Origin of the sequence: Undibacterium sp. TC9W, from assembly GCF_049339865.1 — a bacterium.
GTDB lineage: Bacteria > Pseudomonadota > Gammaproteobacteria > Burkholderiales > Burkholderiaceae_D > Undibacterium.
In genome coordinates, this window is sequence record NZ_JBMPPJ010000013.1 from 146968 (window position 1) to 160018 (window position 13051).

The window sequence follows — 13051 nt, forward strand, 5'->3', positions numbered from 1 at the left end:
TAAACCGTAGCCTAGCGAGGCCCGGCCCAACCTACAATGCTAGCGAGGCCCGGCCCAACCTACAAATTCCCACTCATCAGCCTCATCAATATGGCACGGCGCGTTTTGAATTTAGCAAATTCAAGACTATATTGTTTATTGGACTCGCGTTGACTTGTCCGTGCTAATGTCCACAGTGCAAGTTGCAACACACTCTGGACCATGCAAGCAAAGCCATATTGAGGAGCCCCGATGAAAACCGCCCTGATCATCCACCACGTTGCTTTTGAAGATGCAGGCAGTTTTCTTGCCCTGCTGAAAGAGCAGGATTTCAACATTCAGGAAGTTAACGCCTGTACCCAGGGCTGGGCTGCACTAGACCCGCTGGCGGCCGATGTGTGCATCGTGCTGGGCGGCCCTATCGGGGCCTACGAAGATGACAATTATCCTTTCTTGTTGCAAGAGGTATATTTCTTGCAGCAGCGCCTGCATGCAGATTTGCCCACGCTGGGTATTTGCCTGGGCGCGCAAATCATGGCGCGGGCGCTGGGGGCCAGCGTTTATCCGGCGGCTGCCAAAGAGATAGGCTGGTTTCCGCTGAAGATGACAAACGAGGGCAAGGACACGCCAGTGCGGCATTTTGATGCAAGGCATTGCAATATGTTCCACTGGCATGGCGATACCTTCGATTTGCCGCAGGGTGCGCAATTGCTGGCATCGAGCGAGGCTTGCCATAACCAGGCTTATGGCTGGGGCAAGCATGGTCTGGCATTCCAGTGTCATCCAGAGGTGACGGCAGCAGGACTGGAGGCCTGGTATGTCGGGAATGCCTATGAAATGGCACATGAAAATTTATCGGTAACACAGATGCGCCAGCAGGCCGCTGCGCATGCGCTGGACCTCGCACATCAGGCGCGTTTGTTCTTTACCGAATGGCTGAGAATATGCGGAGCGTAATGCTGATTTCAAAGACGGCATGGAACCAGGGCCTGTCGGTATTTACTCACCAGGGCTGGCTGGCAAATTCTTCCACCAAAAAATCCAGCAAGGCCCGCACCGCAGGCGACAAGTGGCGACGTGAAGGGAAGAGGGCATAGATAGTCATGGGCGGTGCCGTCCACCCCGGCAAGATGATTTGCAAATCACCCTTGTCCAGATGATCACCCATCAGGTAAGTCGGCAACAGGGTAATACCTGCACCAGCCAGCACCGCCTGCAACAATACCGTTGCATCATTGGCGCTGAAGTGGCTGGCGATATCGGTTTGCACATGCTCATCCCCACGCACAAAGCGCCAGGTGTTGCGGCCATAATTGGCATGGCTTAAACAGCGATGGGCAGGTAAGTCCTGCGGGTGTTGTGGCAAACCCGCCTGCTGCACATAAGAAGGCGCGGCAACCAGCACAGAGTCACAAATCGCAAGTGGCCGCGCTATCAACAAAGGATCAGGCTCGCTGCTGATACGTATCGCCAGGTCTATGCGCGCCTCAACCAGGTTGACGGTGCCATCACCGACATGCAGGTCTATTTTCAGCAAGGGATGTTGCGCGAGGAACTTGCTGATGACACGCGCCAGATGACCAAAGGCAAACGAGGTACTGCAAGTCAGCCGCAATTGCCCGCGCAATTCTGCATCATCGCTGCGGGTTTCTTCTTCTATATTTTCCATCAGCGCCAGCATTTGCTGGCTGCGGCGCAGGCATTGCTCACCCGCATCCGTCAGGGTCACGCTGCGCGTGGTTCTCTGCAGCAGGCGGGCATTCAGCCAGCGTTCCAGCTCACTCACATAGCGCGTCACCATGGCACGCGACATGTCCAGCTTGTCTGCCGTGGCGCTGAAGCTGCCACTGGTCGCCACCTCACAAAACACCCGCATTGCTGTCAGTCTGTCCATGATCTATTTGCCATATGCTCGAATATTGAAACAGGTATGTGCATTTTAGCTGGTTTATCTGCCTAAAAAATGAAATTAAACTGCAAGCACTGAATCAGTACAGATTCAAAACCCCTTAAAATCTGGAGCCCATCATGCTGCGCACGACCATCTTAGCCACCACCCTCGCTGTCACTTTTGCCTCTGCCGAGGCAGCAACACCCTTGCAAGTCAAAGTATATAACGCTGACGGCAATAGCTTTAATGTCAACTCCACCCTGGTCTATGGCGAAAAAGAAGCCATGGTCATCGATGCCGGTTTCACCCGTGCAGATGCCTTGCGCATTGCTGCCAATGTGCTTGATAGCGGCAAGCAACTTAAAACCATACTCGTCAGCCAGGCTGATCCTGATTATTACTTTGGCGTAGAAACACTGAAAGAAATCTTCCCGCAAGCCGACGTTGTCGCTACACCCGCCGTGCTGGAAAAGCTGACAGCCAAAGTTGCAGGTAAGGTCGCTTTCTGGGGCCCAAAGATGGGCGCGAATGCACCGCGCACACCAGTCCTGCCAAAAGCCTTGAGCGGCAATAGCCTGACCGTCGATGGCCAAGTGGTCGAATTGCGTGGCAACCAGGGTTTGCTGGCACACCGCCCTTACTTCTGGATCCCTTCCATCAAAGCCATCGTTGGTAACATCGGTGTATTTGGTAACCTGCATGTATGGACAGCAGACACCCAGACTGTGGCAGAACGCAGCGCCTGGGTCGCACAACTGGATGAAATGGCTGCCTTGCAACCAAAAATTGTCGTGCCTGGCCACATGAAATCTGGCACCGCCGTGGACATCAGCGCCATCACTTATACCAAGGCCTATCTGCTGTCGTTTGAGAAGAATGCAGCGGCGACCAAAACAGGTGCCGAGCTGATTGATGCCATGAAAAAAGCCTATCCTGATGCGCCACCAGGTTTGTCTCTGGATATTGGTGCCAAGGTAAATAAGGGTGAGATGAAGTGGTGAGTCTGGTTCAGTTAATTCACTAGAACGTTACCAAACATGGCGAACATTGTTCGCCATGTTGCTACCTGCGAAGCGCAAAAAATATGAGCAACCTCGATATCATCAAGAGTACATACGAAGGTAAGACCTCGGAAGAAAACGGCAAGAACCTCCAGCGCTATCTGGCGACAGACGCCATTTGGACCGAGGCGAAAGGGTTTCCCTATGCCGGAACTTATATTGGCTTCGCCGACATACAAAAGAATGTCTTCTACCGTCTCGCCACAGAATGGCTGGACTACAAATTCACCGTAGAAGATTACGTCGCCAGCAGCGACAAGGTCGTAGCTTATGGCACTTATAGCGGTACGCATAAGGCGAGCCAAAAATCTTTCACAGCCAGAGTCGCCCATCTATGGCAATTAAAGGATGAAAAGATCATCCGCTTTGAACAGTTTGTGGATAGCCACAGCGTTATTGTTGCAATGGCCTAGCTCGCGCTACACCCCACGCCGTTCACTCAACCCCTGCATAATCCCATTCGCCAGACACTCCGCCGCAGGCGAATTATTTTTGCGGCCCTTGATCAACACAATGTCCAGCGGCGCTATTGGTTTCAATCCTTCCGCTTTCCCCAGCCGCACCAGATGTGCAGGTGCGCTGCATTCGGCCAGTGCGGCGATAGCCAGGCCTGCTTCTACCATCGCCAAGATACCCAGCAGACTGGGGCTGCTGTAGGTGGAGTAATACGGCAGATTACTTTTTTCCAGCGCTGCCAGGGTATGGGCGCGGGCGACGCATCCTTTGTCGTACAGGGCGACTGGTAGCGGGCTTTTCTTCCACACGGCATGTTTTTCTGCGCCTACCCAGACCATGGGTTCACGACGTATGAAGGCACCGTCGAGACCTTCATCGCGGGTGACGAAGGCCAGGTCGATGGCACCTTTCTTCAGCAGGGGTCTGAGCAACAGGCTTTGCAGGCACACCAGTTCTATTTCCACGCCAGTAAATCTTTTTGAAAACCGTTCCAGCACGGCGGGCAGTAGCGAGGACACATAATCATCCGGTGAACCCAGCACCACCTTGCCCACCACTTGTTGCGTACGTAATGCATTCAGTGCCGCCTGCTCAGTCTGCAATAACTGGCGAGCATAGGGCAATAGGGTTTCACCTGCGAGCGTCAGGGCGATGCGCCGGGTATGCCGCTCAAACAGGGGTTGGCCCAGACTGGTCTCAAGCTTGCTGATCTGCATGCTGACTGCGGCCTGTGACCTGTGCACGGCTTCTGCCGCGCTGACAAAGCTCAGGCGTTCTGCGGCCAGCACAAAGGTGCGCAACTGGCTGAGGTTGAGTTCAGATAAATTCATGATTCAGTTATTCGAAAGTATGACTTCAATTTAATCAGCTTGTCTGATGCATGGATAAAATTCATGATAGCGCAATAATCAATCAGAGAGCAAAACATGTCTGGGCCATCAGCCGTCATTCCTTACAATCGCAATGCCACATTGGCTTACATCGCCGCCATGCTGATGCTGGCAACGCTGGGTATCTTTATTCATGAAGCTGGTCTGGATGCGGTGACGACGGTATTTTTCCGCTGCCTGTTTGCCGCCATCGCGCTGGCGCTTTATTGCGCTTACAAAGGCATGTTTGTCGCTGCCAATTTCTCACGCAAGAACCTGGGGCTGGCAGTATTTGGTGGTGTGCTCATGGTGGTGAACTGGGTGACTTTTTTTGCAGCGATACAGCGCATAGGTATCTCGGTCACCACGATTGTTTTTCATGTGCAGCCGTTTATCGTCCTGCTGTTGGGAGCAGTGCTGTTCCGCGAAAAAATCGCCGCCAATAAACTGGCATGGATATGCCTGGGCTTTGCCGGACTGGTGCTGGCCTGCGGCTTGCAGATTGGAGGTGTGCAGCTGGGTGGGCAAATGAGTGAACAATATCTGCTGGGTTTGCTGCTGACACTGACAGGTGCCTGCGCCTACGCCGGTGTGACCCTGACCACCCGCGCCATGCGCAATATGCCAGCACATCTGATTGCACTGATACACTGCCTGGTGGGCATGGTCTTGCTGGCCGGTTTGGTCACTATCCCGGTTGATGGCATCAGGATGCAGCAATGGGCATGGCTGCTAGGGCTGGGCCTGATGCCTACCGCGCTGGCCTATGTCTTGATCTACGGTGCATTGCCTAAAATGCCTACGACGGCAATTGCAGTGCTGACCTTCATCTATCCGGCGACGGCGCTAGGTGTGGATTATCTTGTGTATGGGCAACACATCAGTCTGCTGCAAATGACAGGTCTGATATTGATCGTGCTGGCCAGTCTGGGTGTTAACTTGAACTGGTCGTGGTATGCAGTCAGGCAGAGGCTGGCAGCTTTGTGACACTCAGGGTTTGTTCAATTCACCTGCTTATCTACGTCTATTTACTTAGGTCTGCTTATCTACGTCTATGCAATGTCGCCCAGGGCACTTCATGATCATGCTTGCCCGCGACAATGACGTTACCGTCTATATCTGATACTCCACACAAACCCACTCCCTGTGCTTTGAAACCCAGGCGTTCCTGATGTTCGCTGTAGTCGATGCGGTCGTGATGATGACCGTGGAAGCTGCGGCTCACGCGCATGCTGCGGGCCAGTTCATCGATGGTGGCAAAGCCGTGCGGGTGGGCACTGGGGGCTTCATGCGTGACCAGAATGTCGGCACGCTGGCTGGCGAGGTAGTTGTAGTCGGTAGGGAAGATGGAACTGTAATGCTTGCGCGGCAAGCCATCACGCCAGCGGTTTTCTTTACCTGCCTTCTGCGTATATTCTCTTTGCGTCTGGAATTTCTTTGGCCCCGGCGGCATCCAGATATGACCCCTGAACACACCACCCAGACCGGCGATGCGGTAACCGGCAACATCCACTATGCGCCCATGCAGGTTGCGGCCAGCCAGGGCTGAGCCAAACAGGTGGTCGTAGTCGGCATCGGTATCCGTGTCATGGTTGCCGTGGATATACCAGACTTCAGTCAGATCAACGATAGCCTCAAGCTCCATTTCCAGCGGCTGGCGGGCTTGCAAATCTCCGAGGAAGATGATGGCGGCAGGGCGCTTATCCAGCACTGCATCAATCACATGCTGGAAATTGCCGTGGGTGTCACCGCAAAAATAAATAGCTTGCATAACATTGCATTTAAAATAGTGGCGCACCAAAGACAGCGCCGCAAGAGTTCAGATGCAAAGAATATACCTGAGAAACAAATTCAAATAAGATACAGGTAACAAATATATTTCGAAATTTCACATTCTTCACATCTTATTTAGTAAATCAATTATGTCACCATGGAAATGGATCATCGCTGCAATCATCCTGTTCTTTGCCGTACAACACTGGCGTAACCGTCCTTTGCCAGTGCCACCAGGCAGTATCGCGCCGAATGAGCCTGTGCAGACTTCAGGTTCTGGCAAGATTTACGATCAAAATAATTACAAGCTGACAGCGCTGGCAGACTTTACGGTAGAAGCGCGTGTCTTGTCGAAGCAGACTTATTCATCTGACCGCGAGGCCGAGCTGGCCCCGGTAGATCTGGCGCTGGGCTGGGGTTCGATGTCAGATACGGCAGTGCTTGATCAGTTGTCGATAGGGCAGAGCAACCGTTTTTATTTCTATCGCTGGGAAAAAGAGCCACCAAGGCCACCGGCAGAAATCGCCACCCATAGCGCGAACATGCATTTGATACCCACCACGCCCGCACTGGAAAAAATCATGAAAGACGTGCGCGTTGGCCAGGTTGTCAAGATACGTGGCCAACTGGTTGAGGCAAAAGCTGCCGATGGCTGGCGCTGGCGTTCATCCCTGACCCGCGATGACACTGGCGCAGGTGCCTGCGAGTTAATCAGGGTAGAGGCGATTGAGGTGAAGTGAGCCGGACATAAATTGATAATGAGTAATAAATTTGCAAATTAGTTCTGCCAGATGGTGCCTTGAGGATGAAAATGCAGTACTTTGTCCAAAAATATAGCACCATGTATCAAAAGTGAGGACACTTTGAAAATTGTTGTGCCGGTTTCTCCCCAATTTTTGGCTGTATGGGATGCAGGCACAGGCTGCCGGTCGGCTATGTATTATCCAGCCCCGGCAGAATAATCATTCAAGGAAATGTTACATGCCCTCAGTTTCTGTTTTCACTCCCGCCAGACATGTCGCCACGCTGATGCTCACGCTGCTCATGATGTCCGCACATACTAGCCAGGCACAAACGCAGGCCAGCGCACCTGCCAGTACACCGGCAAACGCACCTGTAAGTACCCCAGCAAGTACATCGGCAAGCTCATCGGCAAGCGCGGCTGAAACTGCAGCAGAAGAATTGCAAAGTGTAGAAGTCAAAGCCGTCAGGGACCCCGCCATCATGCCGTATAAGGTGGCGTATGAGCTGATGTCCAAAGTACGGGCGGCAAGCAAAGACAAGGTGCAGATACAGATACGCATCACCTCGGCAAAAACCCACGCACCGGTACCCAACCTGAGCATCTACCTCGACGGCAAGAACACCCGTCAGCAACTGGAAATTTCAGCAACCGGTTTCGTCAACGTGCCACTGGATCAGGCCGCCTATGCCGATGGTGCAGAGTTTGTCACCAACCAGAAAAAGGGCTCGATGGAAGTCAACATCCTGCTGCTGCCTAAACTACCGCAAGATGTCTTCAAATATGCCGACATCAGTGAAAGCATAGAGGCTGCCCAAATGGCCATCAAGGAACTGGTACCCTGGTATTTTCGCGTGTTCATGCCGTCGGTCAATAGCATAGGCATTTGCTATGCCGGACAAAACCAGACCGTGCTGGTCAAAGGCAATGAAGAACAGCAACTGCCCGCCAACAGTGATGCGACCGACCCTCTCAAAAACAAAGTCCATTGCGCCCGCTTTGCAGCCAAGGATGTCGCCAAAGAAAAGGGTAACCTCATCATGCCGGCAACTGGCTGGCAGGCGATTTATATGTGAAGCCTGGCGCAAGCCGCAATCATGTTTTTTGCGGAACCCGGATACCGATCAAAGCTGGATTGATTTTGGACATGGGTACCGCACTTTCCATGGCGATGGCAACAGCGACATACGCTGGCGTGGTGGTGCTAACCTGGTCTATGACATCCTGTATGGCAAAGGCATAGGCGATGGGCCATTCATCAGGACTGGCGCAAAATCTTTCTATCGTGGATTGCAAGGCAGGCCAAAAATTCTTGAGGTAATTGAGCGGTGTATCTGACGCCGGAAAGCCACTGGGCAAGCGTGGCTTGCCAAATTCTGCACTGCCCAAGGTGTTGCTCACATGCTTGAACAGTGCGTGAAGGTCGGGCCTGTCTTGCGGTTTTGCGCCATTGCTTTCGGCTGCGCCGCATATCATTGACCAGACTGAATACTGGCTTTCTGCCAATGGACGGTTGATGGCATCGCCCATGAAGTAGCTTGTGCCATCTTCGCATTCCACCTTGGTGATTTCCGCATTTCCAGATGGCGTGCCATGCATTTGAGCCCGTGCGCTCATCTGGCAGGAAAAACCAGCCAGCGCACCCAGCATGCTCAACAGCGATTCTATGTGCACGCCCTTGTCATTTTTCATGGCTTCCATCAGGCGCTTGAGAATTTCTCTACCACCCAGTCTGGCACCGATCAAGGGCTCGGTTTTCCGGCGCTCGCTGATGGCTGCCAGCAGGGAATCTGCTACGGCATCCGTCGTGGTGGCAGCGCTGTGGGTTTGCATCTGGTCAGCTTGCACAGGGGATGCTGCTTGCGGAAATGGCCGCCTGGTCGTTGGATTGAAATACATGTTCAGCAGAGGGATCAGAGCGCAAAAATTTGCCAGTGCGGACAAGTTCAGGCTTAACAAGCTTCTTTTCATTGTCCTGTCACGGATGATCAACGTTGTGCTGTACAGAACATGCTTCACCTCTATGCTGCCGATATCGTTTGCATTGATCACCTTGTTCGCAGTCATGAGCTGGGTCTTGCGTACTTTTAAGGCAGAAAAATCCAGGCTTGCGCCTTGTTCATATTTTTCCAATAAATGTGGAAAAAGGATTTTTTCCTGCAATTGACGCAGGCGGGTCAGCAGTTCACCCATATTAGCGATATTGCTGGGGATGATCAGTTCAGTGCTGCGGGAGCTACGGTTTTTTAAAATCAGGCAATCATTGAGTCGCCCGGAAAAAAGCGCCGCCATGCTGGTGCTGTTACGTGCGTGATTCTCATAAATGCTGAGCTCCGTCGAGAAGCTGATCAATCCGGCCTCCAGAGGGCCCTGTACGGTCAGGCCTTTTTCATAAACATGTACTTGGTAGTTGAACTGACTGACAATCAAGAGCAGCGCAGGTGTGAGAAGGAGAATGCCGAGCAAAAAAACCGGCCAGGACGCAATGGTCCAACCCATGGCGAGTGGCAAATAAGAGAAAATCAGGAGCAAGTAATGCAATTTCTGCAGCGACCAGTTTTTCTGGTAGCTGGCGACCAGCTTGCCCAACGCCGCAGATGAAAACTCGTCGGCAAATTTTTGCTTGCGTGCATGTACAACTTGAGTCATGCGCAACAGCAAATACAAAAGCAGGATAAGAAATGGCATCCACAAGGCATTGCCGATGAGGTAATCGATCAACCTGATGCGGTAGCCAGGCAAGGGTGTGGGCAGCATGCCGTTTTGCTGCAGCTCTTTGATACGCTCTGGCGACAAGGGGTAATAGTCAGTCGGACTGCCCTTGACGCCCATGACAAATCCTTCATCTGTAATGTTATATGGGAGTAAAAACACGTCAGTGCGCAAGCGCCTGCCCAGATACAAGACTTCGCCATCATTCCCGCGTGCGCTGGTATTTGCTACCCAGTCGATTTCATAATTTGAGTTGACGACACTGGCCTGTGCATTGGCACCGTATAAACAAAATAAAACAAATAAGCAGATGGGCAGTAAACGAAAAATTGGAAGAACGGCAGGTCGCAAGGGGATTTCCTGAAAAAGGGCAGACAATGGCAGATAAGGACAGGTGCAGGTACTGCTGTAAAAGCTGGTCAGGCATCAGTATGCCATTGAGCGGCCACACTTGCCAGGCGTCCCAGCGGCAGCTTTGTCAGAAGCAGCTCTGGAATTGTTCTTTTTTTACTTGTCTTGTTGTAATATGAGCAGCATTTTGCTGGGCAATGATGTCATGCAGTGACAGGGTCGGGCAGGTGCATCGCGCATCTTTGCATAATGCACGTACATATTTTTTTGCCAATGGCATGCAAAATATACATAAAGGAATGTACATGAAGATATCATCAGCCCTGCTTGCAGTATGCGGCCTCCTCATTCTGGGGCCAGTCGCTGCGGCAGAGGACTTCGCTGCAGCTGCACAAAAAGTCGCCAACGCACGCGTCAGCGGTGCCGCGATTCCTGGCTTGGTGGTCGTGACCGTGAATGGTCAGGAGCAAAAAATACAGGGCTTTGGTCTCGTCACAAATGGTAGCGACGGTAAAAACCAGTCGCAGTCTCACCCACCAGATGCCAATACCGTTTTTGAAATCGGCTCAGTCAGCAAAACCTTCACGGCCTTATTGCTGGCAGATATGCAGATGCGTGGCCAGCTCAAGCTTGATGATGCAGTAGCAGCCTTGCTGCCTGCCTACACAATACCGCAATACCAGGGTCGTGCCATCACCTTGCTTGATCTGGCGACCCAGACGTCGGCCCTGCCACGGCTGCCTGCCAATCTCATGCCCAAACTAGCGGATAACCCCTATGCGGATTACTCAGAGAATAATCTGCGTGACTTCTTGCGCAGCTATCAACTGACACGCGCGCCAGGCGCAAAGTATGAATATTCCAACCTTGGCTTTGGCTTGCTGGGCCAGGCCTTGTCTGCACGCGCTGGCAAGTCTTATGCAGAACTGGTGCAAGAGCGTATTGCCAAGCCGCTAGGTATGGCAGATACCGGCATCGCCCTGACTGCCACCATGCAAAAAAATCTGGCGACGGGCCATGATGCACAAGGCAAGATTGTCGCCAACTGGGACATGCCCACACTCGCAGGTGCAGGTGCCTTGCGCTCCAGCGCGCAAGACATGCTGCGTTACCTGCAGGCGCACATGCATGGTGCCAATGTCAAAGTACCTGCAGGTTTGCAACTGGTGCAACAGCCACAACGTACTACCGGCATGCCAGGTTTGCAGATAGCTTTGGCCTGGCATGTGCAAAGTGCGCGCGGTCAGACCGTGGTCTGGCATAACGGCATGACGGGTGGATACGCATCCTTCATCGGTTTTACGACAGACGGCCAGCGTGGTGTCGTGGTGCTGGCCAATGCCAGTGTCAATGTTGATGACATAGGCATGGCAGCTTTGTTGCCAGCTCCTGCTGCTGATGTCGGCAATGCCGCCACTGAGAAGCTCAGCGCAAAACAGCTGGCAGAATACTCAGGGCGCTATCAGCTTGCTCCCGGTGCCATCCTCAACATAAGCGCCGGGCCAGATGGCTTGCTTGCGCAACTGAGCGGCCAGCCACAGGCGCCAGTGTTCCCGCGCAAGAAAGATGAATTCTTTTATAAAGTAGTGGAAGCCAGCCTGCAATTTGAGCGCGATGCCAATGGCAAGATACAGTCAGTGACACTGCATCAGAACGGCCATGCTTCACCGGCACCGCGCATAGGCGAGGCTGCACCAGAAGCCGCTTTAAACGCAACTAAGCGCACAGAAATAAATTTACCCGCTGAACAGCTTAAACAATATACCGGCAGCTACACCCTGGCACCGGGCTTCAAGCTCATCATCAGCGAGCAGGCCGGGCAATTGTATGCGCAGGCTACCGGCCAGGGTAGCAATGCTATCTTTGCCGAGGCAAAGGACAAATTCTTTTTGAAAGTCGTCGATGCGCAACTGAGTTTCCAGCGTCAGGCAGATGGCAAAATCAGCGGCCTGGTCTTGCACCAGAATGGCCGCAATATGCCGGGGCCGCGTGATGCGGATTAGCATCTTCCACAATTCATGCCAGCTTGATCAATGCATGCACCGTTGATGCCAGCATGAGCAAAGCCAGGCCTATACTGGGAGGGGAAAGTTTTTTTGGCCTGCGCCTGTTTATTTTTTTGTTGCCGGCATTGTTGCCTGTATATGTGTTCATTTGTGTTTCCCCGGGGATATTGTGATAAGGAAGTGAAATTATCTGCTCATGAGTAGCATGATGAATTTTCCAAGCCAAAATGGATGTAGGAAGACGGAACCAGCTTGCGTAGGATTTTGCAGGAAGCGTATGTTTTAGTATTATTTTTGCCAGAATCCAGCGAAAAATCGACTCAGGGGGCTAAGGTATATTGCGAGCAGGAAGTAAATCAGATGTTGTTGGAATATGGGAGCTGGGGTAATTAAGATATGGCCCCTTCCATCACAGTATTTGCGGGTTGAAATGTGTAGCTGAAATTCATCGCTGAAATTCACTTCACAGCCAGCACATACTGGCTTCACATGCACTGGTTAAGCTGCAGGTTTGCTTACTACCGCCGTCTTATCCGGCTTGACTATGTCTTCATTGCTGGCCCATGTTGCCGCTGGCCTTACCCTGTATTTTTGCAAGCGCGACGACCAGGCAAACCCGGCGTATCCGGGCATGGCATTGGCGGGCCTGTTGGTCTTGCTGGCAATTTTGCCTGACTTTGATTACTTCGCAATCTGGTTTTTGCATCTGCGTTTTGAACAACGCTACACGCATTCGCTGACGTTTTGCCTGCTGGCGGGTGGTATCACGTATTACCTGATGTACCGTTTGTACCGTTTGCTATATCGTCCGCTGCAGCCAGCATGGACAAAACCAGGCTTTACGACATTGTTGCAACTGCTGCTGGCTGCCTGTTCACATCTCTTGCTTGATATACTGGTGGGGCGCTCTTTGCCTTTGTTATGGCCTTTTCTCACGACAGAGTTTTTCTTGCCTGTGGCGATGCTGCCGGGGGCGGCACACACCGGTCTTGCCAGCTTTACGTTCTGGCGCAATCTGTTGCTTGAATCCTGCCTGCTTTTGCCCGTGTTGCTCGGCATTCTGCTGCTGGCACGGCGCCTTCCAATGCGGATTTATCTGCCTGAAATTTTACTGGTGTTGAGCATGTGGTCGGGTTTGCTGGTCGTCAGCGGAGCGCTGACGGCAAGCTGATGGCAGCCTGATCAGGCAATAATGAGGCAATAATCAAGCA

13 protein-coding genes are annotated in these 13051 nt (G+C 52.5%); 8 read left to right on the forward strand and 5 right to left on the reverse strand.

The genetic code is table 11. The features are described 5' to 3' along the window. The first annotated feature begins 231 nt into the window (after positions 1-231). A complete protein-coding gene (locus tag ACO0LN_RS18905) occupies positions 232-936 on the forward strand; it encodes a glutamine amidotransferase (RefSeq protein WP_422976383.1) in 705 nt (234 codons plus the stop codon). Positions 937-982: 46 nt separating this feature from the next. Here ACO0LN_RS18905 and ACO0LN_RS18910 read toward each other — a convergent pair whose 3' ends face one another. Beyond that, positions 983-1873 carry a LysR family transcriptional regulator gene (locus ACO0LN_RS18910; RefSeq protein WP_422976385.1) on the reverse strand — a complete coding sequence of 297 codons (891 nt, stop codon included), beginning with the start codon at positions 1871-1873 and terminating at the stop codon, positions 983-985. A gap of 134 nt (positions 1874-2007) precedes the next feature. On the opposite strand from ACO0LN_RS18910, the gene ACO0LN_RS18915 reads away from it, so the two are divergent. Together ACO0LN_RS18915 and ACO0LN_RS18920 are read left to right on the forward strand one after the other, a co-directional pair. Beyond that, complete coding sequence (locus ACO0LN_RS18915; protein ID WP_422976387.1) at positions 2008-2871, forward strand: MBL fold metallo-hydrolase; 864 nt, start codon at positions 2008-2010, stop codon at positions 2869-2871. Positions 2872-2954: 83 nt separating this feature from the next. Then, the gene (locus ACO0LN_RS18920) at positions 2955-3344 is read left to right on the forward strand and encodes a nuclear transport factor 2 family protein (RefSeq protein ID WP_422976389.1); all 390 of its coding nucleotides are present in this window, start codon (positions 2955-2957) and stop codon (positions 3342-3344) included. Between the two features lie 6 nt (positions 3345-3350). Here ACO0LN_RS18920 and ACO0LN_RS18925 read toward each other — a convergent pair whose 3' ends face one another. Further along, positions 3351-4217 carry a LysR family transcriptional regulator gene (locus tag ACO0LN_RS18925; RefSeq protein WP_422976391.1) on the reverse strand — a complete coding sequence of 289 codons (867 nt, stop codon included), beginning with the start codon at positions 4215-4217 and terminating at the stop codon, positions 3351-3353. Positions 4218-4313: 96 nt separating this feature from the next. Between ACO0LN_RS18925 and ACO0LN_RS18930 the strand changes: the two genes are divergently transcribed. Next, positions 4314-5243, forward strand: coding sequence for a DMT family transporter (locus ACO0LN_RS18930; RefSeq protein ID WP_422976393.1), 930 nt, complete (start codon positions 4314-4316; stop codon positions 5241-5243). Between the two features lie 55 nt (positions 5244-5298). Here ACO0LN_RS18930 and ACO0LN_RS18935 read toward each other — a convergent pair whose 3' ends face one another. Next, a complete protein-coding gene (locus ACO0LN_RS18935) occupies positions 5299-6027 on the reverse strand; it encodes a metallophosphoesterase family protein (RefSeq protein ID WP_162039680.1) in 729 nt (242 codons plus the stop codon). Positions 6028-6178: 151 nt separating this feature from the next. Between ACO0LN_RS18935 and ACO0LN_RS18940 the strand changes: the two genes are divergently transcribed. Together ACO0LN_RS18940 and ACO0LN_RS18945 are read left to right on the forward strand one after the other, a co-directional pair. Continuing rightward, positions 6179-6769 (forward strand): hypothetical protein, encoded by a 591-nt coding sequence (locus ACO0LN_RS18940; protein ID WP_422976396.1) that lies wholly within the window; start codon positions 6179-6181, stop codon positions 6767-6769. Positions 6770-7010: 241 nt separating this feature from the next. After that, entirely contained in the window at positions 7011-7847 is an 837-nt protein-coding gene (locus ACO0LN_RS18945; RefSeq protein WP_422976398.1) for a hypothetical protein, read from the forward strand. Between the two features lie 19 nt (positions 7848-7866). Here the strand turns inward: ACO0LN_RS18945 and ACO0LN_RS18950 are convergent, their stop codons facing one another. Further along, positions 7867-9834: a DUF6585 family protein gene (locus ACO0LN_RS18950; RefSeq protein WP_422976400.1), complete on the reverse strand. Its 1968-nt coding sequence runs from the start codon at positions 9832-9834 to the stop codon at positions 7867-7869. A gap of 305 nt (positions 9835-10139) precedes the next feature. Here ACO0LN_RS18950 and ACO0LN_RS18955 point away from each other — a divergent pair, with 305 nt between their 5' ends. Further along, positions 10140-11837 (forward strand): serine hydrolase, encoded by a 1698-nt coding sequence (locus tag ACO0LN_RS18955; protein WP_422976402.1) that lies wholly within the window; start codon positions 10140-10142, stop codon positions 11835-11837. Between the two features lie 13 nt (positions 11838-11850). On the opposite strand, the gene ACO0LN_RS18960 is transcribed toward ACO0LN_RS18955, so the two are convergent. Further along, positions 11851-11988: a hypothetical protein gene (locus ACO0LN_RS18960; RefSeq protein ID WP_422976404.1), complete on the reverse strand. Its 138-nt coding sequence runs from the start codon at positions 11986-11988 to the stop codon at positions 11851-11853. A gap of 363 nt (positions 11989-12351) precedes the next feature. Between ACO0LN_RS18960 and ACO0LN_RS18965 the strand changes: the two genes are divergently transcribed. Beyond that, a complete protein-coding gene (locus ACO0LN_RS18965) occupies positions 12352-13011 on the forward strand; it encodes a metal-dependent hydrolase (RefSeq protein WP_422976406.1) in 660 nt (219 codons plus the stop codon). Positions 13012-13051 lie beyond the last annotated feature (40 nt).

What these genes read in the sequence shown, in the direction of transcription:
- ACO0LN_RS18960 (WP_422976404.1), bottom strand. Translation starts at nt 11,988, where the DNA reads ATGAACACATATACAGGCAACAATGCCGGCAACAAAAAAATAAACAGG.
- ACO0LN_RS18935 (WP_162039680.1), bottom strand. Translation starts at nt 6,027, where the DNA reads ATGCAAGCTATTTATTTTTGCGGTGACACCCACGGCAATTTCCAGCAT.
- ACO0LN_RS18955 (WP_422976402.1), top strand. Translation starts at nt 10,140, where the DNA reads ATGAAGATATCATCAGCCCTGCTTGCAGTATGCGGCCTCCTCATTCTG.
- ACO0LN_RS18930 (WP_422976393.1), top strand. Translation starts at nt 4,314, where the DNA reads ATGTCTGGGCCATCAGCCGTCATTCCTTACAATCGCAATGCCACATTG.
- ACO0LN_RS18920 (WP_422976389.1), top strand. Translation starts at nt 2,955, where the DNA reads ATGAGCAACCTCGATATCATCAAGAGTACATACGAAGGTAAGACCTCG.
- ACO0LN_RS18940 (WP_422976396.1), top strand. Translation starts at nt 6,179, where the DNA reads ATGTCACCATGGAAATGGATCATCGCTGCAATCATCCTGTTCTTTGCC.
- ACO0LN_RS18910 (WP_422976385.1), bottom strand. Translation starts at nt 1,873, where the DNA reads ATGGACAGACTGACAGCAATGCGGGTGTTTTGTGAGGTGGCGACCAGT.
- ACO0LN_RS18905 (WP_422976383.1), top strand. Translation starts at nt 232, where the DNA reads ATGAAAACCGCCCTGATCATCCACCACGTTGCTTTTGAAGATGCAGGC.
- ACO0LN_RS18945 (WP_422976398.1), top strand. Translation starts at nt 7,011, where the DNA reads ATGCCCTCAGTTTCTGTTTTCACTCCCGCCAGACATGTCGCCACGCTG.
- ACO0LN_RS18915 (WP_422976387.1), top strand. Translation starts at nt 2,008, where the DNA reads ATGCTGCGCACGACCATCTTAGCCACCACCCTCGCTGTCACTTTTGCC.
- ACO0LN_RS18925 (WP_422976391.1), bottom strand. Translation starts at nt 4,217, where the DNA reads ATGAATTTATCTGAACTCAACCTCAGCCAGTTGCGCACCTTTGTGCTG.